The sequence below is a fragment of the Streptomyces sp. NPDC003393 genome (assembly GCF_053589015.1).
Window position 1 is genome coordinate 1 of the sequence record NZ_JBSFRB010000015.1, and the last position, 24,533, is coordinate 24,533.

Genomic DNA, 24,533 nt, shown 5'->3' on the forward strand with positions numbered 1-24,533 from the left:
TCCACCCCATCGGGGGCGCCCCCCCCCCCCGCCCCCCGCCCCTGATGTCTGTACTGGTCCGGTGATGCCCGTCGGGTCCGGCTCAGTCGTCCGAGGAATCCTCGTCGTCGCCGTCCGGACCCGTCCGGGGATCGGTCTCCGGGCCCGTCCCGCTCTCCGGCCTCGGAGGTTTCGGCGGCCGGGTCCGTCCGCCGGGGCTGTCCCGCAGGTAGGGGCCGCCCTCGCCGCCGTCCGCCGTGGCGTGCCCGCCGGACGACGGACCACCGCCGTCCCGGCGCCGCAGGTACCGCTCGAACTCGCGGGCGATCGCCTCACCCGACGCCTCCGGCAGCTCGGCGGTGTCCCGGGCCTCCTCCAGCGTCTGGACGTACTCGGCGACCTCGCTGTCCTCGGCGGCCAGCTGGTCCACGCCCACCTGCCAGGCGCGCGCGTCCTCGGGCAGCTCGCCCAGCGGGATCCGCAGGTCCAGCAGGTCCTCCAGGCGGTTGAGCAGGGCCAGCGTGGCCTTCGGGTTGGGCGGCTGCGACACGTAGTGCGGGACGGCCGCCCACAGCGAGACCGCCGGCACACCCGCGTGCGTGCACGCCTCCTGGAGGACGCCGACGATGCCCGTGGGCCCTTCGTACTTGGTCTCCTCCAGGTCCATCCGGCGGGCCAGGTCCGCGTCGGATGTGGTCCCGCTGATCGGGACCGGACGTGTGTGCGGGGTGTCGCCGAGCAGCGCACCCAGGATGACCACCAGCTCCACGCCCAGTTCGTGCGCGAAACCGAGCAGCTCGTTGCAGAACGATCGCCAGCGCATGGACGGTTCGATCCCGCGGACCAGCACCAGGTCACGCGGCTTCTCGCCGCCGATCCTGACCACCGACAGCCGCGTCGTCGGCCACGTGATCTTTCGCACGCCGCCGTCCATGAACACCGTGGGGCGGTTCACCTGGAAGTCGTAGTAGTCCTCGGCGTCCAGCGCCGCGAACACCTCGCCCTTCCACTCCCTCTCGAGATGCGCGACCGCGGTGGAGGCGGCGTCGCCGGCATCGTTCCAGCCCTCGAACGCGGCCACCATGACCGGGTCGATCAGCTCGGGAACCCCCTCGAGCTCGATCACCCAGTGCCTCCTTCCGACGTGCCCTCGCCTGACCCACCAACCTTACGGCGTGCCGTGGGGGCGCCCGCAGCCCCCTTGCACGGGGGAGTGAACGCATCACTGCCCCGTCCGAGACGGTCGAACACCCGTGATCCGGACCTCCGGACCCGCGACGGCCAGGGCCGGCCCCCGGCACGGCGGGGGCCGGCGCGCGGTCCTCGGGCCACCAGGGCCCGGCCCCGCCCCACGGCCACCAGGGTCACTTCCGGTCGAGCACTTCCCGGACCTTGGCCCGCACCTCGTCCGTGGCCAGGCCGCGGATCGTCAGCGTCGTACGGCGGCGCAGCACGTCGTCCGGCGTCTCGGCCCACTCGTGGTCCCGGGCCCACACGACCTGCGCCCAGATCTCCGGGGCGTCCGGGTGGACCCGCTCGCCCAGCTCCGGGTCCTCGTTGGCCAGCCGGGCGATGTCGAACGCCAGCGAGCCGTAGTGCGTGGCCAGGTGCCGGGCGGTGTCCGCGGCCATCCGCGGGCCGGGCGCCGGACGGTCCACCAGCAGCCGGTGCGCCACCGCGCGCGGGTTGGCGATGCCGGGCAGCGGCAGCTTCCTCGGCAGCGCCGAGATCGGCTCGAAGTCCTCGCCCAGCGGACGGCCCGGCAGCGACTCCAGCTTCTTCATCACCGTACGGCCGATGTGGCGGAAGGTCGTCCACTTGCCGCCCGCCACGGACAGCATGCCGCCCTTGCCCTCGGTGACCACGGTCTCGCGCTTGGCCTTGGCGGTGTCGCCGGGGCCGCCCGGCAGCACCCTGAGGCCCGCGAAGGCGTAGGTGATCAGCTCCCGCCGGAGCTGCTGGTCGCGGACGGAGAACGCGGCCTCGTCGAGTATCTGCGCGATGTCCTTGTCCTCGACCCTGACGTCCGCCGGGTCACCCTCGTACTCCTCGTCGGTGGTGCCGAGCAGCAGCATGTCCTCCCAGGGGAGGGCGAAGGTGATGCGGTACTTGTCGATCGGGGTGGCCAGCGCCGCCTTCCACGGCGAGGTGCGCCTGAGCACCAGGTGGGCGCCCTTGGACAGGCGGATGGACGGCGCCGCGTGCGGGTCCTCCATCCGGCGCAGGTGGTCGACCCACGGGCCGGTCGCGTTCAGCACCAGCCGGGCGTCGACGCCGAACTCGTCGCCGGACAGCCGGTCCTTCAGCTCGGCGCCGGTGACCCGGCCCCGGGTGAAGCGCAGGCCGGTGACCTCGGCGTGGTTGAGAACGACCGCGCCGGCCTCGACGGCCGCCCGGACCGTCATCAGCGCCATGCGCGCGTCGTTCATCTGGTCGTCGCCGTAGACGGCGACGGCCCTGAGGTTCTCCGTGCGCAGCTCGGGCACGTCCTGCGCGGCCTTGGCCGGGGAGAGCAGGTGGCCCACGCCGTCGCCGAACGCGGAGAGCGCGGAGTAGGCGAACACGCCCGCCCCGAGCTTCGCCGCGCCGTGCGGCCCGCCCTTGTACACGGGGAGGTAGAAGGTGAGCGGGTTCGCCAGGTGGGGGGCCACCTGGCGGGAGACCGCACGGCGCTCGAAGTGGTTCTCCGCCACCAGCTTCACCGCGCCGGTCTGCAGATAGCGCAGACCGCCGTGGAGCAGCTTGGAGGAGGCGGAGGAGGTGGCGCCGGCGAAGTCACCGGCGTCGACCAGAGCCACCCTGAGCCCGGACTGCGCGGCGTGCCAGGCGGTGGAGATGCCCAGGATGCCGCCGCCGATCACGAGGAGGTCGTACGTCGCCTTGGAGAGCTGCTCCCGGGTCTCGGCGCGGCTCGCGGGCGAGCCGGAGGCCGGGTGCGTCCCCAGGGCAGGCACGGACTGCAGGGTGGACTGACTGGTCATTGCGGTTTCTTACTCCTCGTCCTCGAGCCAGCCCATGGTCCGCTCGACGGCCTTGAGCCAGTTCTTGTACTCACGGTCGCGGGTCTCCGCGTCCATGCGGGGGGTCCACTCGGCGGCCCGGCGCCAGTTCTGACGCAGGTCGTCGGTGCTGTTCCAGAAGCCGACGGCGAGACCGGCGGCGTAGGCGGCGCCGAGGCAGGTGGTCTCGGCGACCATCGGGCGCACCACGGGGGCGTCCAGGACGTCCGAGAGCGTCTGCATCAGCAGGTTGTTCGCGGTCATGCCGCCGTCGACCTTGAGGGTGGACAGCTCGACGCCGGAGTCCTTGGTCATGGCGTCGGCGATCTCCCGGGTCTGCCAGGCGGTGGCCTCCAGGACAGCGCGCGCGAGGTGCGCCTTGGTGACGTACCGGGTCAGGCCGGCGATCACTCCGCGGGCGTCGGAGCGCCAGTGCGGGGCGAACAGGCCGGAGAAGGCCGGTACGAAGTAGGCGCCGCCGTTGTCCTCGACCGAGAGCGCGAGCGTCTCGATCTCGGCGGCGGTGGAGATCAGGCCCATCTGGTCGCGCATCCACTGCACCAGGGAGCCGGTGACGGCGATCGAGCCCTCCAGGGCGTAGACCGTCTTCTGGTCGCCGATCTTGTAGCCGACGGTGGTCAGTAGGCCCGCGTAGGAGTTGATGATCTTGTCACCGGTGTTCATCACCATGAAGGTGCCGGTGCCGTACGTCGACTTGGTCTCGCCCTCGGAGAAGCAGGTCTGGCCGAACAGGGCCGCCTGCTGGTCGCCGAGCGCGGAGGCCACCGGGATGCCGCCGAGCAGGTCGCCCAGCTTGCCGCCGGTGATCTCGCCGTAGACCTCGGCGGAGGAGCGGATCTCGGGCAGGATCTGCAGTGGGACACCGATGGACTCGGCGATCTTGGCATCCCACTCCATGGTGTGCAGGTTCATCAGCAGGGTGCGGGACGCGTTGGTGACGTCGGTGACGTGCTTGCCGCCGTCGACGCCGCCGGTCAGGTTCCAGATGACCCAGCTGTCCATGGTGCCGAAGAGGATGTCGCCCGCCTCGGCGCGCTCCTTGAGGCCCTCGACGTTGTCGAGCAGCCAGCGGGCCTTGGGACCGGCGAAGTAGGAGGCGAGGGGAAGGCCGGTCTCGCGGCGGAAGCGGTCCTGGCCGACGTTGCGGCCGAGCTCCCGGCACAGGGCGTCGGTGCGGGTGTCCTGCCAGACGATGGCGTTGTGGACGGGCTCGCCGGTGTTCCTGTCCCACAGCACGGTGGTCTCGCGCTGGTTGGTGATGCCGATGGCCTTGATGTCGTCGCGGGTGATGCCGGCCTTCTCGACGGCGCCGGCGACGACCTCCTGGACGTTGGTCCAGATCTCGGCGGCGTCGTGTTCGACCCAGCCCGGCTTGGGGAAGATCTGCTCGTGCTCCTTCTGGTCGACGGAGACGATCCGGCCGTCCCGGTCGAAGACGATGCAGCGCGAGGAAGTGGTGCCCTGGTCGATGGCGGCGATGAACGGCCCGGCGGTGTGGGCGTCGGTCACTGTGAGCTCCTGAAGGTGCAGAAGGTCCGGAAGGTCCAGGTCCGTGGTCGGTGATCAGTGGTGCGGGGGTGCGGCGGGGTGCGGACGCATGGGGTCGGCCGTGGCGCTCGCCGTCCGGGGACCGCGAGCGCGGCGGTCGTCAGGCGAACGCGACGTTGTAGATGCCGGCGCCGATCGCCCCGCCGATCAGCGGGCCGACCACCGGGATCCAGGCGTAGCTCCAGTCGGAGCCCCCCTTGTTGGGCAGGGGCAGCAGCGCGTGCACGATGCGGGGGCCGAGGTCGCGGGCCGGGTTGATGGCGTAACCCGTGGGGCCGCCGAGCGACAGACCGATCGAGACGACCACGAGCGCGGTGATCAGGCCGCCGAGGACGCCGAGGCCGTTGCCGTCGGCGTTGAGGCCCTGGGTGAGGACCGCCAGGATCAGCACGAGGGTGCCGACGATCTCGGTGGCGAGGTTCTGCATCGCGTTCCTGACCTCCGGGCCGGTCGAGAAGATGCCGAGCACGGGGCCGGCGCCCTTCTCCTGGGCCTCGACCGCCTTGGCGGCGGTGGCCTGCGCACCCGGGCCGCCGACGATCTCCTTGTCGGTCAGGTGGGCGTGGAACTGGCCGTAGTAGGCGACCCACACCAGGGCCGCGCCGATCATGGCGCCGAGCAGCTGACCGGCGAAGTAGGTCGGCACGTCCGACCACGCGCCGTCCTTGATGGCGAGGGCCACCGTCACGGCCGGGTTCAGGTGGGCCCCGGACAGCGGGCCCGAGATGTACACGGCCGTCATCACGGCGAAACCCCACCCGAAGGCGATGGCGAGCCAGCCGGCGTTACGGGCCTTGGAGGCCTTCAGGGTGACGGCGGCACATACGCCGCCGCCGAGCAGGATGAGTATGGCGGTACCGATGGTCTCGCCGATGAAGATGTCGGAGCTGGACACCCGCGACTCCTTTGTCCTTCGTCCAGGGGTAAGCCGAACCCCGGGTCCCTCCGGGGGTCTGGCGCCCTCGGGGGTGAGAGCGATGCCGGCCCATGGCGTTGTCACACTCTAGCGCGTATTGCCGCAAGGTGTTCGACAATGCCGACCGATGGACGCGAGTCTCACGTGCCCTGACACGGGCGTCAAGAGTTCTGTAATCGAAAGCACGATCGTTACTGGTCGGGGGTTCGCGGACCGTTCACCGTGCGCGCACCCCGCGGCGCACCGCGGGCACGCGAGAGGCCGGCACGCCGTACGGCGTACCGGCCTGTGGTGGTCTTCGCGCGCCGCTCAGAACCGCCCGGCGCCCAGGTCCCGCGAGACCGCGCGGGCACAGTCACGCACGGCCGCGATCAGTTCGGGACGCAGCTCGCCGTCCGGGCACACCCGCTCCACGGCACCGGTGATCCCCACGGCCCCGACCGGCATCCTGCGCCGGTCGTGGATGGGCGCGGCGATGGACGCGACGCCCTCCCAGGTCTCCTCCACGTCGGCGGCGTACCCCCGCGCGCGCGTGAGGTCGAGGATGCGCTCGAAGTCCTCCATGTCGCACACCGTCCGGTCCGTGAACGCCTTGCGGTCGGCCTCCGCCGCCTCGCTGTGCGCGACCGGGTCGGACGCCGACAGGACCTTGCCCAGGGCGGTGGAGTGCAGGGGCTGCATCGCCCCGATCTCCAGCACCTGCCGGCTGTCGTCCGGGCGGAAGACGTGGTGCACGATCAGCACGCCGTGCTGGTGCAGCACCCCCAGATAGACGCTCTCGCCGCTGGAGCGCGCCAGGTCGTCCGTCCACACCAGGGCACGTGCCCGCAACTCGTGGACGTCGAGGTAGGTGGTGCCCAGGCGCAGCAGTTCCGCGCCGAGCTGGTAGCGGCCGGAGGCGTCGTCCTGCTCCACGAACCCCTCCTGCTGGAGGGTGCGCAGTATGCCGTGGGCGGTGCCCTTGGCGAGGCCCAGAGAAGAGGCGATGTCCGACAGGCCGAGCCGTCGTTCGCCGCCCGCGAGCAAGCGCAGCATCGCGGCCGCCCGTTCGAGCGACTGGATGTTCCGTGCCATCGCCGTCCTGCCTCCGTCTCCCTCGACCGTCGGCGGTCGACATCGGTCCCCGCCGTTCGGCAATGTCGAACACTACCGGTCCTTGTCGACTGTCCGCCAACGGTCGGCCGACACCTGTTACGAGTCGGGCCGCCCACGGGTGGCCCGGCGGTCATCCTCGTCCGCGTGGTGGACGCCCCGACCATCGGGTGCCGGACCCGGCTAGGCTTGCCGCGTGCGCCTGCCCCGGGAGGCTCCGGTGTGAGTCCTCGCCAACCACCGGGAAAGGCGCAAAGCCGACAGCCGTCGCACCTAAGGGAGCCCCTTCATGGCCTCGTTGCCGCCGACCCCTTCCGCCGACAGCCGGACCCGTGTGTCCGCCCTCCGAGAGGCCCTCGCCACCCGAGTGGTGGTGGCCGACGGAGCGATGGGCACCATGCTCCAGGCCCAGGAGCCCACACTCGAGGACTTCCAGGACCTGGAGGGCTGCAACGAGATTCTGAACCTGACCAGGCCCGACATCGTCCGTTCGGTCCACGACGCCTACTTCGCGGCAGACGTCGACTGCGTGGAGACCAACACCTTCGGCGCCAACCACACGGCGGCGGCGGAGTACGAGATCTCCCACCGGGTCCACGAGCTGTCCGAGGCGGGCGCCCGCATCGCCCGCGAGGTCGCCGACGAGTACGCCGCCCGCGACGGCCGCACCCGCTGGGTGCTCGGCTCGATCGGCCCCGGCACCAAACTGCCCACCCTCGGCCACGTCGGCTACACCACCATCCGCGACGGCTACCAGGCCAACGCGGAGGGACTGCTGGCGGGCGGCGCGGACGCGCTGATCGTGGAGACCACGCAGGACCTGCTGCAGACGAAGGCATCGGTGCTGGGCGCCCGGCGGGCCATGGAAGCCACCGGGACCGAGGTGCCGCTGCTGGTGTCGATGGCGTTCGAGACGACCGGCACGATGCTGCTGGGCTCGGAGATCGGCGCGGCGCTGACCGCGCTGGAGTCGCTCGGCATCGACATGATCGGCCTGAACTGCTCCACCGGCCCGGCGGAGATGAGCGAACACCTGCGCTACCTCACCCGGCACTCCCGCATCCCGCTGCTGTGCATGCCGAACGCGGGTCTGCCGGTGCTGACCAAGGACGGCGCGCACTTCCCGCTGGACCCGGAGGGCCTGGCGGACGCGCAGGAGAACTTCGTCCGCGACTACGGTCTGTCCCTGGTGGGCGGCTGCTGCGGTACGACACCGGAGCATCTGCGGCAGCTGGTGGAGCGGGTGCGGGAGCTGACCCCGGTGGAGCGCAGCCCGCGACCGGAGCCGGGCGCCGCCTCCCTCTACCAGACCGTCCCCTTCCGCCAGGACACGTCGTATCTGGCGATCGGGGAGCGGACCAACGCCAACGGCTCGAAGAAGTTCCGCGAGGCCATGCTGGAGGGCCGCTGGGACGACTGCGTCGAGCTGGCCCGGGAGCAGATCCGCGAGGGCGCGCACATGCTCGACCTGTGCGTGGACTACGTCGGCCGGGACGGCGTCGCCGACATGGCCGAGCTGGCCGGACGGTTCGCCACCGCCTCCACGCTGCCGATCGTGCTGGACTCCACCGAGGTCGACGTGATCGAGGCGGGGCTGGAGAAGCTGGGCGGCCGCGCGGTCATCAACTCGGTCAACTACGAGGACGGTGACGGCCCGCAGTCGCGCTTCGCGCGGGTCACCCGGCTCGCCCGGGAGCACGGTGCGGCGCTCATCGCGCTGACCATCGACGAGGAGGGCCAGGCCCGTACCGCCGAGAAGAAGGTCGAGATCGCCGAGCGGCTGATCGACGACCTGACCGGCAACTGGGGCATCCGCGAGGAGGACATCCTCGTGGACTGCCTGACCTTCACCATCTGCACCGGTCAGGAGGAGTCCCGCAAGGACGGCCTGGCCACCATCGAGGGCATCCGCGAGCTGAAGAGGCGGCACCCCGAGGTGCAGACGACCCTCGGCCTGTCGAACATCTCCTTCGGCCTGAACCCGGCCGCCCGGATCCTGCTGAACTCGGTCTTCCTGGACGAGTGCGTCAAGGCCGGCCTGGACTCCGCGATCGTGCACGCCAGCAAGATCCTGCCGATCGCCCGCTTCGACGAGGAGCAGGTCACCACCGCCCTGGACCTGATCTACGACCGGCGCCGTGAGGGCTACGACCCGCTGCAGAAGCTCATGCAGCTGTTCGAGGGCGCCACCGCCAAGTCGCTGAAGGCGGGCAAGGCCGAGGAACTGGCCGCGCTGCCGCTGGAGGAGCGGCTGAAGCGGCGGATCATCGACGGCGAACGCAACGGCCTGGAGGCCGACCTGGACGAGGCGCTGCAGAGCCGCAAGGCGCTGGACATCGTCAACGACACCCTGCTGGACGGCATGAAGGTCGTCGGCGAGCTGTTCGGCTCCGGGCAGATGCAGCTGCCGTTCGTGCTCCAGTCCGCCGAGGTGATGAAGGCCGCCGTCGCCCACCTCGAACCGCACATGGACAAGACCGACGAGGCCGGCAAGGGCACGATCGTGCTGGCCACCGTGCGCGGGGACGTGCACGACATCGGCAAGAACCTGGTCGACATCATCCTGTCCAACAACGGCTACAACGTGGTCAACCTGGGCATCAAGCAGCCGGTCTCGGCGATTCTGGAGGCCGCCGACGAGCACAAGGCGGACGTGATCGGCATGTCCGGGCTGCTGGTCAAGTCCACGGTGATCATGAAGGAGAACCTGGAGGAGCTCAACACCCGGGGTCTCGCCACCCGCTACCCGGTCATCCTCGGCGGCGCCGCGCTGACCCGGGCGTACGTGGAGCAGGACCTGCACGAGCTGTACCAGGGCGAGGTCCGCTACGCCCGCGACGCCTTCGAGGGCCTGCGCCTGATGGACGCCCTGATCGGCGTCAAGCGCGGCGTGCCCGGCGCCAAGCTGCCCGAACTGCGGCAGCGGCGGGTCCGCGCCACCGCGGCGGTGGTGGAGGAGGAGCAGCGCCCGCAGGAGGGTCACGTCCGCTCGGACGTCGCCACCGACAACCCGGTCCCGGAGCCCCCGTTCTGGGGCACCCGGGTGGTCAAGGGCATCCCGCTGCGGGACTACGCGTCCTGGCTGGACGAGGGCGCCCTGTTCAAGGGCCAGTGGGGGCTGCGCCAGGCCCGTACCGGCGACGGGCCGACGTACGAGGAACTGGTGGAGACCGAGGGCCGGCCCCGGCTGCGCGGGCTGCTCGAGAAGCTCCAGACGGAGAACCTGCTGGAGGCGGCCGTCGTCCACGGCTACTTTCCGTGCGTGTCCAAGGACGACGACCTGATCGTCCTGGACGAGCAGGGCAACGAGCGCACCCGGTTCACCTTCCCCCGCCAGCGCCGCGGCCGCCGGCTGTGCCTGGCGGACTTCTTCCGCCCGGAGGAGTCCGGGGAGCGGGACGTCGTCGGCTTCCAGGTCGTCACCGTCGGCTCGAAGATCGGGGAGGAGACGGCCCGGCTGTTCGCGTCCGACTCCTACCGTGAGTACCTGGAGCTGCACGGACTGTCCGTGCAGCTGGCCGAGGCGCTCGCCGAGTACTGGCACGCCCGCGTCCGCGCCGAGCTGGGCTTCGCCGGGGAGGACCCGAGCGACATCGAAGACATGTTCGACCTGAAGTACCGGGGTGCCCGTTTCTCCCTCGGCTACGGCGCCTGCCCCGACCTGGAGGACCGCGCCAAGATCGCCGCGCTCCTGGAGCCCGAGCGGATCGGCGTGCACCTCTCCGAGGAGTTCCAGCTGCACCCCGAGCAGTCCACGGACGCCATCGTGATCCACCACCCGGAGGCGAAGTACTTCAACGCACGCTGAGGCCGCCGAACAGGCGATGTCCCGGCCGGGCGAAGGTCTCGACGAGGCGTCTGTCCTTGCCGCGTCGTAGACTGGTCGATCCACTGCAGGCCGGTTCCCCGCGCGGGAACCGGCCTGATCGTCCCTCAAGGAGGTACGCCGGATGACCAGTACGGTCCCCGCGCCAGGCACCCGCACGGCCGAAGGCTCCGCTTTGCAGGCCGTGCTCCTCGACATGGACGGAACCCTGGTGGACACGGAGGGTTTCTGGTGGGACGTCGAGGTCGAGGTGTTCGCGGCCCTCGGCCACAGGCTCGATGACGCGTGGAGACAGGTCGTCGTCGGCGGCCCCATGACCCGCAGCGCGGGCTTCCTCATCGAGGCCACCGGCGCCGCCGTCACCCTTGCCGAGCTCACGGTGCTGCTCAACCAGGGCTTCGAGGACCGCATCGACCGCGCCCTGCCGCTGATGCCGGGCGCGGCGCGGCTGCTGACCGAGCTGTCGGCGCACGAGATCCCCACCGCCCTGGTCTCCGCCTCCCACCGGCGCATCATCGACCGTGTCATGACCTCGCTCGGCCCCGAGCACTTCTCCTTCTCGGTGGCCGGCGACGAGGTGTTGCGCACCAAGCCGTACCCGGACCCCTATCTGCTGGCCGCGACCCGCCTGGGAGCGGATCCGGCCAGGTGCGCGGTCGTCGAGGACACCGCCACCGGGGTCGCCGCGGCCGAGGCCGCCGGCTGTCGGGTGGTCGCCGTGCCCTCCGTGGCCCCCATCCCCCCGGCACCCCGGCGCACGGTGGTGACCTCGCTCGAAGAGGTCGACCTGCCGTTCCTGCAGGGGCTGATGACCTTCCCGGGTCAGGAACTCGCGTCCGGAACGGGTCCCGTCGGACCGGTGGCCGAATTCTGATACCCGCGCCTCACGTCAGATATGTGACGTTCGCCACTCGATGTGGGCTCGACAGGGACATCGGCGTGTGCCGCCGTCCTCGTGCGCGTCGCCGCCCGGGCGCCTTTGTGTCCCGATTGATGAGAGGCTGCACGAATCATTCCAGTGGCACGTTTTCGGTGCGTCCACACCCGATTCCGCTGCGTGATGGCGGCTCAACTCCGGTGGCTGCGAACCGTCCTGCGGGCGCGGACTAATCTCGTCGCGAGAACATCGCCCCCACCCCCGTGAACGGCCGCACCACCCATGCGTGCCGGGTACACGGACATGACTGCCCTGGAGAAACTCGAGCATGAACCGCAAGACTTTGGTGCTGCCGGCCGTGGCCGGCCTGCTCGCCCCGGTACTCGCCGCCTGCGGTGGGTCCGACAGTGGCAGCCAGAGCGGCGACGCCATCGTCGTCGGCACCACGGACCGGTTCACCGCCTCCGAGGAAGCCCCCGCGCCTCTCGACCCGGCGTGGGCCTATGACGCCGGCCTCTGGAACGTCCTGCGCCAGACGGTGCAGACCCTGATGATCATGCCCAAGGGCGACGGCACCCCCGTCCCCGAGGCCGCCGAGAAGTGCGGATTCACCGACACCGGCAACGAGCGCTTCGCCTGCACCCTGCGCGAGGGCCTGAAGTTCGCCGACGGCAGCCCGGTCACCGCGGCCGATGTGAAGTACTCCATCGACCGCGCCCGCGCCATCAAGGGCGACAGTGGTGTGTACGGCCTGCTGTCCACCATCGACACCGTCGAGACGCAGGGCGACCGTGAGGTCATCTTCCACCTCAACACCGCGGACGCCACCTTCCCGTACAAACTGACGACGCCGGTCGCGGGCATCGTCAACCCCAAGGACTACGAGAAGGACAAGCTGCGCGAGGGCTTCGCCGTGGACGGCTCCGGCCCGTACACCATGAAGGCCGACGTCAAGGACGGCGAGATGATCGACGCCGTCTTCACCAAGAACCCCCACTACCAGGGGACGTTGGAGCTCAACAACGACAAGGTGGAGATCCGCTCCTTCGCCGACGCGGACGCCATGGGCGCCGCCCTGGAAAAGGGCGACATCGACGTCATGACCCGCACCATGTCGCCGGAGCAGATCCAGAAGCTGGCCAACGCCGGTGAGAGCGACGTCGACCTCGTCGAGATGCCCGGCCTGGAGATCCGCTACCTGGCCTTCAACACCGACGCCCCGTCGGTGAAGAGCAAGGCTGTGCGCCAGGCGATGGCCCGGGTCATCAACCGCAACGAACTGGTCGCCAAGGTCTACGGCACGCAGGCCGAACCGCTGTTCTCGCTCGTCCCGGCCACCATCACCGGCCACTCCAACTCGTTCTTCAACAAGTACGGCGACCCGAGCGTCTCCAAGGCCGAGTTCCTGCTGAACAAGGCGGACATCACCACCCCGGTGAAGCTGACGCTGCACTACACGACGGACCACTACGGCTCCGCCACCAAGAAGGAATTCCAGATCCTTCAGCAGCAGCTCAACGCCAGCGGCCTGTTCGATGTCAGCATCGAGGGAACGCCGTGGAAGCAGTTCCGCCCGGCCGAGCAGAAGGGCCGGTACGAGGTCTACGGCATGGGCTGGTTCCCGGACTTCCCGGACGCCGACAACTTCCTCGCGCCCTTCCTCGACAAGGACAACTTCCTCGGCTCGCCGTACGCCAACAGCGAGATCCGCAACACCCTGATCCCGCAGTCCCGGCGTGAGGCCGACCGCAGCTCCTCGAGCCTGACGAGCATCCAGAACATCGTCGCCACCGACGTTCCGGTGATCCCGCTGTGGCAGGGCAAGCAGTACGTCGCCGCCCGCGACGACATCACGGGCGCCGCGTACGCGCTCAACTCCTCCTCCACGCTCCAGCTGTGGATGCTCGGCCGCGGCGTGCGCGACTGAGCCCCGCCGCCCCCGGCGGTACGACGAGGCGCCCCTTCCCGGAACTCCGGGGAGGGGCGCCTCGCATCGTGGCGGGGTGATCGCAGGACGAGCCGGACACGGGCGGCACTTCCCGCGGGCGGTGCCGCCCGCGGGGGAGTGTTCCAGCCGGCGCCCTACTGTGCCCCGGGCCGCACCAGACCGCTCTCGTACGCGTACACCGCCGCCTGCACGCGGTCGCGCAGCCCCAGCTTGGTCAGCACGTGCCCGACATGTGTCTTGACCGTCGTCTCGCTGACGAACAGGTCCGCGGCGATCTCCGCGTTCGACAGCCCCCGCGCCACCAGCTTCAGCACCTCGACCTCGCGATCGGTGAGAGTGTGCAGGGTGTCCGGCACCGGCTCGTCCCCGGACGGCAGATGCGTGGCGTACTTGTCCAGCAGCCGGCGTGTGATGCTCGGCGCCAGCATCGCCTCGCCGGCTGCGACCACGCGGATCGCCTGCACCAGCTCGCCCGCCGGGGCGTCCTTCAGCAGGAAGCCGCTCGCGCCCGCGCGCAGCGCCTCCACCACGTACTCGTCGAGGTCGAAGGTGGTCAGCACCAGCACCTTGGCCGGGCCGTCCCGCCCGGGCCCGGTGATCTGCCGGGTCGCCTCGACCCCGTCCATCCGCGGCATGCGGATGTCCATGAGCACCACATCGGGCTGCAGGGCCCGCACCTGGTCCAGGGCCTGGAGGCCGTCTCCGGCCTCGCCCACGACCGCGATGTCCTGCTCCGCCTCCAGGATCATCCGGAACCCGGTGCGCAGCAGCGGCTGGTCGTCGACCAGTAGGACGCGGATGGCCACGTGAGTCTCCTTCGCTGGGGCCCTACTCCGGCCCCATTCTGCCCTGCGCCCGCTCGGCGGTCCGTCCCTGGGGCAGTGGCAGCGGGTAGGGCGGGGGAGTGCCCCCGAACTCCGGGCAGTGGGCCTGATGGTCGCACCAGCCGCACAGCTTGGTGCGGCGCGGGCGCCAGTCACCGGTCTCGGTGGCCTGCCGGATCGCCTCCCACAGCGCCAGCAGCTTGCGCTCCACCCGCTGCAGGTCGGCCGGGACCGGGTCGTAGGTCAGCACATCACCGCTGCCCAGGTACACCAGCTGCAACCGCCGCGGAACGATCTTCTTCAGCCGCCAGACGACCAGGGCGTAGAACTTCATCTGGAACAGCGCGCCCTCGGCGTACTCCGCCCGCGGCGCCTTGCCCGTCTTGTAGTCGACGATCCGTACCTCGCCGGTGGGAGCCACGTCCACCCGGTCGATGATCCCGCGCAGCCTGAGCCCCGAGTCCAGCTCCGTCTCGACGAACAACTCGCGCTCGGCCGGCTCCAGCCGGGTCGGGTCCTCCAGCGTGAACCAGCGCTCCACCAACTGCTCCGCCTCCGCCAGCCAGCGGGCCAGCCGCTCGCCGTCCACGTCGCCGGCGAACAGCTCCACCAGTTCCGGGCGGGAGGCCCGCAGCCGGTCCCACTGGCCGGGGATCAGCGACTTGGCCCGGGGCGCGGTCCGCTCCGCGGCCGGCGCGTCGAACATCCGCTCGAGGACCGCGTGCACCAGTGTGCCCCGCGTGGCCGCCTCGCTCGGCTTCTCCGGCAGCCGGTCGATCACCCGGAACCGGTACAGCAACGGACACTGCATGAAGTCCCCCGCCCGGGACGGCGACAACGAGACCGGCACCGCCGCCACCCGCTCCGCCCGCGCGGAGACGGCGCCGTCCGGGCCGGCGGCACACGAGACCACGGCGGTGTCCGCACCCTCGGCGTGCGCGACCGTACCGGCGGCGTGCGCGACCGTACCGGCGTCCGAGCCCGCCGAGGGCGCGGCGACGGCGCCGCCCGCGGTGACGGTGTCTGCCCCGGTGACGGCGTCCGCTTCCGCCTCCGTCGTCCCGGTCCGCGCCGACGGCGCGGACCCCGTGGCCCGTCCGTCGGCGGTCGATGCCGCTCCGGACGGCGGGGCGTCCACGGCCGGCGCCCGGTCCGGGGCGGGTCGCGGCGCCGGGGTGCCTTCGTCCGCCGGTGCGGTCCCGGCGCCGTGGGGTTCCGTGCCGTCCGCCGTGCTCGTCTCCATGCCCACAGACCTTACGGCCCGCCACTGACAGTGACCCCACCGCGCGGGCCCCGGACCGGGGTGACTACGGCCACGACAGTGGGCAGAAGACAGGGGTGCCGGGCGAAACCGTTCGCCGCGGACGCATACCATCGACCCGAGACGTTCCGGCCGGCAGGCACGGAAGACTTCGAACGAGGGGACACCGTGGACGTGAGCGGCGGGAGCGGGCAGCCGCGGTCCGGCAACGACGAGCCGACCGAACCCCGCACGGGCCCCTCGGCCCCGCACGACGGCACCGCCCGCCCGGAGTCACCCGGTCACGAACCCGGCCCCGGAGCGGGAGACCGGCGTGCCCCGGACGAGAACGGACCTCCCGGTGAGAACGTCTCGGCCCCCGGCGACCGGGGCGATCACTCGTCCGGCCCGGCCGACGCCGCCGACGAGACCGTCCCGGGCAGCGCCCACGAGCCCGTCCAGGACCACACCGACGAGCCCGTCCGTGACAGCGCCGCCGGCCCCGGGGCCGGTCCGGACCCCGCAGCCGCGCACGGCCCCGCCGGGCACGGCACCCACCCCGACCGCGCCCGCGCCCACGGCGGTGCCGGCCAGGCCCCGCCGCCCCGGCGGCCCCGGGAGCCCGGAGGCGGGCTGCTCATGGGGCGGCCGTTCGGCGTACCCGTGTACGTGGGGCCCAGCTGGTTCCTCGTCGCCGCGCTGATCACCTGGGTCTTCGGTGGCCAGCTCGACCGCGTGCTGCCCGAACTCGGCGCCGCCCGCTACCTCGTCTCCCTGTTCTTCGCGGTCGCCTTCTACGGCTCCGTCCTCGTCCACGAGCTCGCCCACACCCTCGCCGCGATCCGCTTCAAGCTCCCCGTCCGCCGCATCCACCTGCAGTTCTTCGGCGGCGTCTCGGAGATCGAGAAGGAGGCCGAGACCCCCGGCCGCGAGTTCGTCCTCGCCTTCGTCGGCCCGCTGCTCTCCCTGGTCCTCGCCGGCGTCTTCTACCTCGCCCTCCAGCCGGTCGAACGCGGCACGGTCCTCGGCGTGCTGCTGGCCGCCCTGATGGTCTCCAACCTCATCGTCGCCGCGTTCAACCTGCTGCCCGGCCTGCCCCTCGACGGCGGCCGCATGCTCCGCGCCGTCGTCTGGAAGATCACCGGCCGGCCGATGAGCGGCACCGTCGCCGCCGCCTGGATCGGCCGGCTCCTCGCCGTCGCCGTCCTCATCGGACTGCCTCTGCTCACCCAGTCCGGCGCCCTGGGCTCCAGCGCCGAGGACAGCGTCGGCATGGACACCGTCACCGACGCCCTGCTCGCCGCCATCATCGCCGCGATCATCTGGACCGGCGCCGGCAACAGCCTGCGCATGGCCCGCCTGCGCGAACACCTCCCCGAACTGCGCGCCCGCGCCCTCACCCGCCGCGCGGTCCCCGTCGAGACCAACACCTCCCTCGCCGAGGCCCTGCGCCGCGCCAACACCGCCGGCGCCCGCGCCCTCGTCGTCGTCGACGGCCACGGCGAGCCGCTCTCCCTGGTCCGTGAGTCCGCCATCGTCGGCGTGCCCGAGCACCGCCGCCCCTGGGTCTACGCCAGCGAGCTCGCCCAGGACCTCACCGAGGGCATGCGCGTCTCGGCCGAGCTGGCCGGGGAGGAACTCCTGGACGTGCTGCGCGCCACCCCGGCCACCGAGTACCTCGTGGTGGAGGAGACCGGGGAGATCTACGGCGTGCTGTCCGCCGCCGACGTCGAGCGGGCCTTCGTGAAGGCCATGGCGAGACCCTCCGCGTCCGCCTAGACCGTGCTGATCGCGTGGTCGGCGGGCCCCCCGGGGACCGGTAGGCTGGTCACATGTCCGAACCGACCGGTGCCGCCCGCCGCCGCGGGCCCTTCAAGGTCGGGGACCAGGTACAGCTGACCGACCCCAAGGGCCGCCACTACACGTTCACGCTCGAGGCCGGGAAGAACTTCCACACCCACAAGGGTTCCTTCCCGCACGACGAACTGATCGGCGCACCCGAGGGCAGCGTTGTCCGCACCACCGGCAACGTCGCCTACCTCGCGCTGCGTCCCCTGCTCCCCGACTACGTCCTGTCCATGCCCCGTGGGGCAGCCGTCGTCTACCCCAAGGACGCGGGGCAGATCCTTGCCTTCGCCGACATCTTCCCCGGCGCCCGCGTCGTGGAGGCCGGCGTCGGCTCGGGCTCGCTCAGCAGCTTCCTGCTGCGCGCCATCGGTGACCAGGGCATGCTGCACAGCTACGAGCGCCGCGCCGACTTCGCCGAGATCGCCCAGGCCAACGTGGAGCGCTACTTCGGCGGCCCGCACCCCGCCTGGCAGCTCACCGTCGGCGACCTCCAGGACAACCTGTCCGACACCGACGTCGACCGCGTCATCCTCGACATGCTCGCCCCCTGGGAGTGCCTGGAGGCCGTCTCCAAGGCGCTGGTCCCCGGCGGCATCCTGTGCTGCTACGTCGCCACCACCACCCAGCTCGCGCGGACCGTGGAGTCCATCCGCGAGATCGGCTGCTTCAACGAGCCGACCGCCTGGGAGACGATGATCCGCAACTGGCACATCGAGGGCCTCGCCGTCCGCCCCGACCACCGGATGATCGGGCACACCGGCTTCCTGCTCACCGCCCGCCGGCTCGCGGACGGCGTCGAGCCGCCCATGCGCCGCCGCCGCCCCGCCAAGGGCGCCTACGGCGAGGACTACGAGGGCCCCAACGCCGACGGAGGCACCGGCCGCTGAGACGACCTTTGCCGCGGCCAACCAACGGGCGCCGTGGCGGAGTTCCCCCTGCCCGACCGGGAACTCCGCCACGGCGCCCTCGCGTTGAAAGCCGCACCGGGAACCTGCCGCCACCGCGCGGCGCCGGCCCGGGCCGGTCACAAGTACCGACCCCACCGTTCCCCCGCAGTGTGACGTGTGGCACGATGCTGGCCACCCCCACCGGCACAGCCCTCACAGGAGACACTCCTAGTGCAGCACCCCGCCGTTCCGGAACTGGCACACACGCACACCCGACCCATCCACTGGATGGCCACGGCCACGGCCGTCGCCGGTGTCATAGCCCTTTCCCCGGCCCTCCAGCCCGGCTCCGCGACCGCCGCCCAGAACGCCGACGGCGGCACCCGGGCCAAGAGCGCCCCCGCGGTCGCCGCACCCGCCACCACCGGCGTGACCTTCCCGCTCCAGTGCGGACCCGTGAAGGCCGTCGTGGTGAAGCAGGCCTCCGGGGACCTCGACCACGACGGCCGGCCGGAGACCGTGGCCGTCGTGCACTGCGACGCCTCCGCTGGCACCCCGCCCGACGCCGTCTACGTCCTCACCCAGGCCGCAGGGGCCAAGGCCCCGCGCGTGGTGGCCACCCTGGTCGACCCCAAGGACCGGTACACCGTCACCGACTTCACCGTACGGGCCGGCGACGTGACCGCCACCCTCCTCGGCTACTCCTCGCCCGACGTGCCCAATTGCTGCCCCGACGTGAAGGACAGCGTGAAGTGGCGGTGGCAGAACGGCGCGTTCGTCCGCTCCGCGGCTCCCCGGGCGCGCGGCGTCTGACCCGCGCCTGCCGGCGTGTGAGAAATCGGACAGCAGTGACGGCAGGCGTACGCGCGGTCACCCGGCGTCAGGTCCGTACATCTCGGCGCCGTCCGAAATCCGCCGCACATGGATGCACTCGCCCGGGCATTCCCGGGCCGAGTCGACGACGTCCGTGAGAAGCGGCAGCGGCACGGGCGTTGCCGCCCCCTCCTCCTGCAGGAGCTCGTCGTCCGCGCCCTTCACATAGGCCAGGCCGTCGATGTCCAGCTCGAAAACCTCCGGCGCATACTGTGCGCAGATGCCGTCACCGGTGCACAGGTCCTGGTCGATCCAGACCTCCAGTGCCTCGCCGCCGTCCGCGGTCCGCTGCTGCACGTTCGTCTCTCCTGCCGTATTTCGTCGAGCCGGCGGGAATCAGGCCAGCTCTGACGGGTGTTGAACATCTCGACCCTATCTCTGTTCGCTTTCCAATCATGTTCGGTGGGTATTCCCCTGGCGTGAGGGAGAGCGCAAGGGTGAAGATCGGACACACCCCGACCGTCTTTGTGATCTAGGGGTTTCAATCGACACCCACCCAGGTAGGGTCTGGAAGCGTCCAGCTCCCCTTGGAGGAGGTGAGGACCGTGGCAGCCCACGACGACGACATGAACCGCGGCATCCGCCCGGGACGAGGGTCCGAAGACCCGGCCGGGCAGATCGCCTACCTTGAGCAGGAGATCGCCGTCCTGCGACGCAAGCTCGCCGACTCTCCGCGACACACGAGGATTCTCGAAGAGCGGATCGTCGAGCTGCAGACCAACCTGGCCGGCGTGTCCGCGCAGAACGAACGCCTCGCGAACACCCTCCGTGAGGCCCGCGACCAGATCGTGGCCCTCAAGGAAGAGGTCGACCGGCTCGCCCAGCCGCCCGCCGGCTTCGGTGTCTTCCTGCAGGCCAACGAGGACGGCACCGCCGACATCTTCACCGGCGGCCGCAAGCTGCGGGTGAACGTCAGCCCCAGCGTCGAGCTCGACGAGCTCCGGCGCGGCCAGGAAGTGATGCTCAACGAAGCGCTCAACGTGGTCGAGGCCATGGAATTCGAGCGCGTCGGCGACATCGTCACCCTCAAGGAGATCCTCGAGGACGGCGAGCGCGCCCTGGTCATCGGGCACACCGACGAGGAACGGGTGGTGCGGCTGGCCGAGCCGCTGCTGGACGTCACCATCCGCGCCGGCGACGCCCTCCTGCTCGAGCCCAGGTCCGGCTACGTCTACGAGGTCGTGCCCAAGAGCGAGGTCGAGGAACTCGTCCTCGAAGAGGTGCCCGACATCGGATACGACCAGATCGGCGGCCTCGGCAACCAGATCGAGATGATCCGCGACGCCGTCGAGCTGCCGTATCTCTACCCGGACCTGTTCAAGGAGCACGAACTGCGTCCGCCCAAGGGCGTGCTGCTCTACGGTCCCCCCGGATGCGGCAAGACGCTCATCGCCAAGGCCGTCGCCAACTCGCTGGCCAAGAAGGTCGCCGAGGTCACCGGCCAGGCCGCCGGCAAGAGCTTCTTCCTCAACATCAAGGGCCCCGAGCTCCTGAACAAGTACGTCGGCGAGACCGAGCGGCAGATCCGCCTCGTCTTCCAGCGAGCCCGCGAGAAGGCCAGCGAGGGCACCCCCGTCATCGTCTTCTTCGACGAGATGGAGTCCCTCTTCCGCACCCGTGGCTCCGGCGTCAGCTCGGACGTGGAGAACACCATCGTCCCCCAGCTGCTCGCCGAGATCGACGGAGTGGAAGGCCTGCAGAACGTGGTCGTGATCGGCGCCTCCAACCGCGAGGACATGATCGACCCGGCCATCCTGCGCCCCGGCCGGCTCGACGTGAAGATCAAGATCGAGCGTCCGGACGCCGAGGCGGCCCAGGACATCTTCGGGAAGTACCTCACCGAGCGCCTTCCGCTGCACGCGGACGACCTCTCGGAACACGGCAGCGACAAGGACGCCACGGTCCAGGCCATGATCCAGACCGCGGTCGAGCAGATGTACGCCGAATCCGAGGAGAACCGCTTCCTGGAGGTCACCTACGCCAACGGCGACAAGGAAGTCCTCTACTTCAAGGACTTCAACTCCGGCGCCATGATCGAGAACATCGTCGGCCGCGCCAAGAAGATGGCGATCAAGGACTTCCTCGAGAAGAACCAGAAGGGTCTCCGCGTCTCCCACCTGCTCCAGGCCTGCGTGGACGAGTTCAAGGAGAACGAGGACCTGCCCAACACCACCAACCCGGACGACTGGGCCCGGATCTCCGGAAAGAAGGGCGAGCGGATCGTCTACATCCGCACCCTCATCACCGGAAAGCAGGGCGCGGACACCGGACGCTCCATCGACACGGTGGCGAACACCGGACAGTACCTGTAAAAAACAGGGCGGCTGCGGGTGCCCTCGGCGGGTACCCGCAGCCGACCTGTTTTTCGGGGCCACGCACGGAGCAGGCAATGACGCAAATGATCTCCCCACCAGCGCAAAGGCGTTCTAGGCTCTTTCGTACCGCCGGGTCGCGCAGTGCGGGGACGGGCACCGCACAGGCACCCGGGCACGAGCGGTACTTGAGCGCCGCCCACGACCGAGGGCGCCGCCGGGCAAGGAGGGCCGCATGACCGTACGGCGAGTAATGGGCATCGAGACGGAGTACGGGATCTCCGTCCCCGGTCACCCCAACGCCAATGCCATGCTCACCTCGTCCCAGATCGTCAACGCCTACGCGGCGGCGATGCACCGGGCCCGCCGGGCCCGCTGGGACTTCGAGGAGGAGAACCCGCTGCGGGACGCCCGCGGCTTCGACCTCGCCCGCGAGGCCGCCGACGCCAGCCAGCTCACCGACGAGGACATCGGCCTGGCCAACGTCATCCTCACCAACGGCGCACGGCTCTACGTCGACCACGCCCACCCCGAGTACAGCGCCCCCGAGGTCACCAACCCGCGCGACGCCGTCCTGTGGGACAAGGCCGGCGAACGGATCATGGCCGAGGCCGCCGAACGCGCCGCCCAGCTGCCCGGAGCCCAGCCGATCCACCTCTACAAGAACAACACCGACAACAAGGGCGCCTCCTACGGCACGCACGAGAACTACCTGATGAAGCGGGAGACCGCCTTCTCCGACATCGTGCGCCACCTCACGCCCTTCTTCGTCTCCCGCCAGGTCATCACCGGCGCCGGCCGCGTCGGCATCGGCCAGGACGGCCACGAGCACGGCTTCCAGCTCAGCCAGCGCGCCGACTACTTCGAGGTCGAGGTCGGCCTGGAGACGACCCTGAAGCGCCCCATCATCAACACCCGCGACGAGCCGCACGCCGACGCGGAGAAGTACCGCCGGCTGCACGTGATCATCGGCGACGCGAACCTCTCCGAGATCTCGACCTACCTCAAGCTGGGCATGACCGCCCTGGTCCTGTCCATGATCGAGGACGGCTTCATCGCCGTCGACCTGGCCGTCGACCAGCCCGTTCGCACCCTCCACCAGGTCTCGCACGACCCGTCCCTCAAGCGCCTGATCACGCTCCGCAGCGGCCGCACACTCACCGCGGTCCAGCTCCAGATGGAGTACTACGAGCTGTCGCGCAAGTACGTCGAGGAGCGCTTCGGCGCCGACGCCGACGACCAGACCAAGGACGTCCTGGCCCGCTGGGAGGACACCCTCAACCGGCTGGAGAACGACCCCATGAGCCTGGCCGGCGAGCTGGACTGGGTCGCCAAGCGGGAGCTCATGGAGGGCTACCGGCGCCGCGACGGCCTGGACTGGGACGCCGCCCGCCTGCACCTGGTGGACCTCCAGTACGCGGACGTGCGTCCCGAGAAGGGCCTGTACAACCGTCTGGTGGCCCGCGGACGCATGAAGCGCCTGCTGGACGAGTCCGAGGTCGACCGGGCCCGCAGGAAGCCACCGGAGGACACCCGCGCCTACTTCCGCGGCCGCTGCCTGGAGCAGTACGCGGACGACGTCGCCGCGGCCTCCTGGGACTCGGTCATCTTCGACCTGCCCGGCCGGGACTCGCTCCAGCGCGTCCCGACCCTGGAACCGCTTCGCGGAACGCGTAATCACGTCAAGGAGCTCCTGGACCGCTGCCGCACCGCGGAGGACCTGGTCAGGGTCCTGTCCGGCGGCTGAGCGGGTACCCGGACCGGACCGGCCGGACGGGGTGGAAATCCCTCCGGCCGGGAATCATCGAGACGGCCCCCGTACCTTGGAGAAACCACGGGGCCGATGTCGGACCCGGCTTGTAGGGTCTGATCATCACCGATCGGCCGTAATGCCGACCATGTCGGGCGAACTGAGCGGGGTGAGGGTTATGGCAACGAAGGACACCGGTGGCGGGCAGCAGAAGGCCACGCACTCGACCGAGGAGGTCGAGGAGCAGGTCCAGGACGCACAGGCCGCCGAGGACATCAAGGAACGCCACGAGAAGCTGAGCGACGACGTGGACGACGTCCTCGACGAAATCGATGATGTACTCGAGTCCAATGCCGAGGATTTCGTGAGGTCCTTCGTGCAAAAGGGCGGCGAGTAACCTTCGAATCGAAGGTCGCAGGGGGCATCGGCCGGCAGGCGGAGAAAGTGTGAAGCGCTGCGTGCGGTGCGGTGAGGCCACACCGCACGCAGCCTTCGCTTGCGGGCGGTGCCACCGTGCGTGGCGGCGGCGAGGACTCCGTGCGCGCCGTCCGCAGGCTTCCGCCGTTCATGTGGATCACCGCCACAAGGCGGGTAGGGTCCGTGGCGTACTGTGCTTCAACTGCAATTCCGGCCTCGGCCTGTTGCGGCACGATCCCGGAGCCGCGTACCGAGCTGCCGACTACCTGGAAGGAAACGCGTGGAAGCCAACACTCGTAGCACCGGGCGTCTACCGGCTGCCTTCCTGACGCCTGGGTCCTCCTCGTTCATGGACTTTCTCTCCGAGCACCAGCCGGAGCTGCTGCCGGGCAAGCGGCAGCTGCCGCCCACCCAGGGCGCGATCGAGGCTCCGCACGGCACGACCATCGTCGCCGTGACGTTCCCGGGGGGCGTCGTGCTGGCCGGTGACCGCCGGGCGACCATGGGGAACGTGATCGCGCAGCGGGACATCGAGAAGGTGTTCCCGGCGGACGAGTACTCGGCCGTCGGCATCGCCGGCACCGCCGGTATCGCCGTGGAGATGGTGAAGCTGTTCCAGCTGGAGCTGGAGCACTTCGAGAAGGTCGAGGGGGTGCAGCTGTCGCTGGAGGGCAAGGCGAACCGGCTGTCGACCATGATCCGCTCCAATCTGGGCATGGCCATGCAGGGCCTGGCCGTCGTCCCGCTCTTCGCGGGCTACGACCTGGACCGCGAGAAGGGCCGGATCTTCTCCTACGACGTCACGGGCGGCCGCAGCGAGGAGCACGGGTTCGCGGCGACCGGGTCCGGTTCGATCTTCGCGCGCGGTTCGATGAAGAAGCTCTTCCGTGAGGACCTGTCCGAGGCCGACGCCACGACGCTGGTGGTGCAGGCCCTGTACGACGCGGCAGACGACGACTCGGCGACCGGTGGTCCCGATGTCGCCCGCCGGATCTATCCGATCGTCACCGTGATCACCGAGGACGGTTTCCGCCGGCTCAGCGAGGACGAGTCCTCCGAGATCGCCCGTTCGGTGCTCCAGCGGCGTCTGGAGCAGCCCGACGGCCCGCGGGCGGCGCTGCTGTAGCCGGTGGCCGTTCTTGTTCAGGGTGATCGAGTGACTTCTACAGAAAGGGA

19 protein-coding genes are annotated in these 24,533 nt (G+C 70.5%); 11 read left to right on the forward strand and 8 right to left on the reverse strand.

Going from position 1 to position 24,533, the window contains the following annotated elements; translation table 11 throughout:
* Nucleotides 1-82: 82 nt before the first annotated feature.
* The 5 genes from ACWDUZ_RS16825 to ACWDUZ_RS16845 all read right to left on the reverse strand — a co-directional run bounded on the left by ACWDUZ_RS16825 (nt 83) and on the right by ACWDUZ_RS16845 (nt 6,537).
* Nucleotides 83-1,105, reverse strand: a complete 1,023-nt coding sequence (locus tag ACWDUZ_RS16825; RefSeq protein WP_451632568.1) for a PAC2 family protein — start codon at nt 1,103-1,105, stop codon at nt 83-85.
* A gap of 238 nt (nt 1,106-1,343) precedes the next feature.
* On the reverse strand, nt 1,344-2,960 hold the full coding sequence (locus ACWDUZ_RS16830) for an FAD-dependent oxidoreductase (protein WP_451632569.1): 1,617 nt from the start codon (nt 2,958-2,960) through the stop codon (nt 1,344-1,346).
* A gap of 9 nt (nt 2,961-2,969) precedes the next feature.
* The gene (glpK, locus tag ACWDUZ_RS16835) at nt 2,970-4,508 is read right to left on the reverse strand and encodes a glycerol kinase GlpK (RefSeq protein WP_451632570.1); all 1,539 of its coding nucleotides are present in this window, start codon (nt 4,506-4,508) and stop codon (nt 2,970-2,972) included.
* A gap of 139 nt (nt 4,509-4,647) precedes the next feature.
* Complete coding sequence (locus tag ACWDUZ_RS16840; RefSeq protein WP_451632571.1) at nt 4,648-5,442, reverse strand: MIP/aquaporin family protein; 795 nt, start codon at nt 5,440-5,442, stop codon at nt 4,648-4,650.
* A 330-nt stretch (nt 5,443-5,772) separates the two neighbouring features.
* Nucleotides 5,773-6,537, reverse strand: coding sequence for an IclR family transcriptional regulator (locus tag ACWDUZ_RS16845; RefSeq protein ID WP_451632572.1), 765 nt, complete (start codon nt 6,535-6,537; stop codon nt 5,773-5,775).
* A gap of 307 nt (nt 6,538-6,844) precedes the next feature.
* Here ACWDUZ_RS16845 and metH point away from each other — a divergent pair, with 307 nt between their 5' ends.
* The 3 genes from metH to ACWDUZ_RS16860 all read left to right on the forward strand — a co-directional run bounded on the left by metH (nt 6,845) and on the right by ACWDUZ_RS16860 (nt 13,185).
* A complete protein-coding gene (gene metH, locus ACWDUZ_RS16850) occupies nt 6,845-10,363 on the forward strand; it encodes a methionine synthase (RefSeq protein ID WP_451632573.1) in 3,519 nt (1,172 codons plus the stop codon).
* Between the two features lie 142 nt (nt 10,364-10,505).
* On the forward strand, nt 10,506-11,255 hold the full coding sequence (locus ACWDUZ_RS16855) for an HAD family hydrolase (RefSeq protein WP_451632574.1): 750 nt from the start codon (nt 10,506-10,508) through the stop codon (nt 11,253-11,255).
* A 331-nt stretch (nt 11,256-11,586) separates the two neighbouring features.
* Nucleotides 11,587-13,185 carry an ABC transporter substrate-binding protein gene (locus ACWDUZ_RS16860; protein WP_451632575.1) on the forward strand — a complete coding sequence of 533 codons (1,599 nt, stop codon included), beginning with the start codon at nt 11,587-11,589 and terminating at the stop codon, nt 13,183-13,185.
* A gap of 155 nt (nt 13,186-13,340) precedes the next feature.
* Here the strand turns inward: ACWDUZ_RS16860 and ACWDUZ_RS16865 are convergent, their stop codons facing one another.
* Nucleotides 13,341-14,012, reverse strand: a complete 672-nt coding sequence (locus ACWDUZ_RS16865; RefSeq protein WP_451632576.1) for a response regulator — start codon at nt 14,010-14,012, stop codon at nt 13,341-13,343.
* A 22-nt stretch (nt 14,013-14,034) separates the two neighbouring features.
* Complete coding sequence (locus ACWDUZ_RS16870; protein WP_451632693.1) at nt 14,035-14,943, reverse strand: RecB family exonuclease; 909 nt, start codon at nt 14,941-14,943, stop codon at nt 14,035-14,037.
* A gap of 516 nt (nt 14,944-15,459) precedes the next feature.
* Between ACWDUZ_RS16870 and ACWDUZ_RS16875 the strand changes: the two genes are divergently transcribed.
* From ACWDUZ_RS16875 to ACWDUZ_RS16885, 3 genes are all read left to right on the forward strand, one after another.
* A complete protein-coding gene (locus ACWDUZ_RS16875) occupies nt 15,460-17,049 on the forward strand; it encodes a site-2 protease family protein (RefSeq protein ID WP_451632577.1) in 1,590 nt (529 codons plus the stop codon).
* A gap of 53 nt (nt 17,050-17,102) precedes the next feature.
* A complete protein-coding gene (locus ACWDUZ_RS16880) occupies nt 17,103-18,005 on the forward strand; it encodes a tRNA (adenine-N1)-methyltransferase (protein ID WP_030179604.1) in 903 nt (300 codons plus the stop codon).
* Nucleotides 18,006-18,236: 231 nt separating this feature from the next.
* Complete coding sequence (locus ACWDUZ_RS16885) at nt 18,237-18,818, forward strand: hypothetical protein (RefSeq protein WP_451632578.1); 582 nt, start codon at nt 18,237-18,239, stop codon at nt 18,816-18,818.
* 57 nt (nt 18,819-18,875) lie between these two features.
* On the opposite strand, the gene ACWDUZ_RS16890 is transcribed toward ACWDUZ_RS16885, so the two are convergent.
* Nucleotides 18,876-19,175 (reverse strand): ferredoxin, encoded by a 300-nt coding sequence (locus ACWDUZ_RS16890; RefSeq protein WP_451632579.1) that lies wholly within the window; start codon nt 19,173-19,175, stop codon nt 18,876-18,878.
* Between the two features lie 248 nt (nt 19,176-19,423).
* Here ACWDUZ_RS16890 and arc point away from each other — a divergent pair, with 248 nt between their 5' ends.
* The 5 genes from arc (at nt 19,424) to prcB (ending at nt 24,483) form a co-directional block, all read left to right on the forward strand.
* Nucleotides 19,424-21,190 carry a proteasome ATPase gene (gene arc, locus ACWDUZ_RS16895; RefSeq protein ID WP_451632580.1) on the forward strand — a complete coding sequence of 589 codons (1,767 nt, stop codon included), beginning with the start codon at nt 19,424-19,426 and terminating at the stop codon, nt 21,188-21,190.
* Between the two features lie 235 nt (nt 21,191-21,425).
* Nucleotides 21,426-22,937, forward strand: a complete 1,512-nt coding sequence (dop, locus tag ACWDUZ_RS16900) for a depupylase/deamidase Dop (RefSeq protein ID WP_372337759.1) — start codon at nt 21,426-21,428, stop codon at nt 22,935-22,937.
* A 181-nt stretch (nt 22,938-23,118) separates the two neighbouring features.
* Nucleotides 23,119-23,337 carry a ubiquitin-like protein Pup gene (locus ACWDUZ_RS16905; protein WP_451632581.1) on the forward strand — a complete coding sequence of 73 codons (219 nt, stop codon included), beginning with the start codon at nt 23,119-23,121 and terminating at the stop codon, nt 23,335-23,337.
* Between the two features lie 172 nt (nt 23,338-23,509).
* The gene (locus ACWDUZ_RS16910; RefSeq protein ID WP_451632582.1) at nt 23,510-23,686 is read left to right on the forward strand and encodes an endonuclease domain-containing protein; all 177 of its coding nucleotides are present in this window, start codon (nt 23,510-23,512) and stop codon (nt 23,684-23,686) included.
* On the forward strand, nt 23,638-24,483 hold the full coding sequence (prcB, locus tag ACWDUZ_RS16915) for a proteasome subunit beta (protein WP_451632583.1): 846 nt from the start codon (nt 23,638-23,640) through the stop codon (nt 24,481-24,483). Before ACWDUZ_RS16910 ends, prcB begins: the two co-directional genes overlap by 49 nt.
* Nucleotides 24,484-24,533: the final 50 nt, after the last annotated feature.

What these genes read in the sequence shown, in the direction of transcription:
- ACWDUZ_RS16830 (WP_451632569.1), bottom strand. Translation starts at nt 2,960, where the DNA reads ATGACCAGTCAGTCCACCCTGCAGTCCGTGCCTGCCCTGGGGACGCAC.
- ACWDUZ_RS16845 (WP_451632572.1), bottom strand. Translation starts at nt 6,537, where the DNA reads ATGGCACGGAACATCCAGTCGCTCGAACGGGCGGCCGCGATGCTGCGC.
- metH (WP_451632573.1), top strand. Translation starts at nt 6,845, where the DNA reads ATGGCCTCGTTGCCGCCGACCCCTTCCGCCGACAGCCGGACCCGTGTG.
- ACWDUZ_RS16855 (WP_451632574.1), top strand. Translation starts at nt 10,506, where the DNA reads ATGACCAGTACGGTCCCCGCGCCAGGCACCCGCACGGCCGAAGGCTCC.
- ACWDUZ_RS16860 (WP_451632575.1), top strand. Translation starts at nt 11,587, where the DNA reads ATGAACCGCAAGACTTTGGTGCTGCCGGCCGTGGCCGGCCTGCTCGCC.
- ACWDUZ_RS16880 (WP_030179604.1), top strand. Translation starts at nt 17,103, where the DNA reads ATGTCCGAACCGACCGGTGCCGCCCGCCGCCGCGGGCCCTTCAAGGTC.
- dop (WP_372337759.1), top strand. Translation starts at nt 21,426, where the DNA reads ATGACCGTACGGCGAGTAATGGGCATCGAGACGGAGTACGGGATCTCC.
- ACWDUZ_RS16905 (WP_451632581.1), top strand. Translation starts at nt 23,119, where the DNA reads ATGGCAACGAAGGACACCGGTGGCGGGCAGCAGAAGGCCACGCACTCG.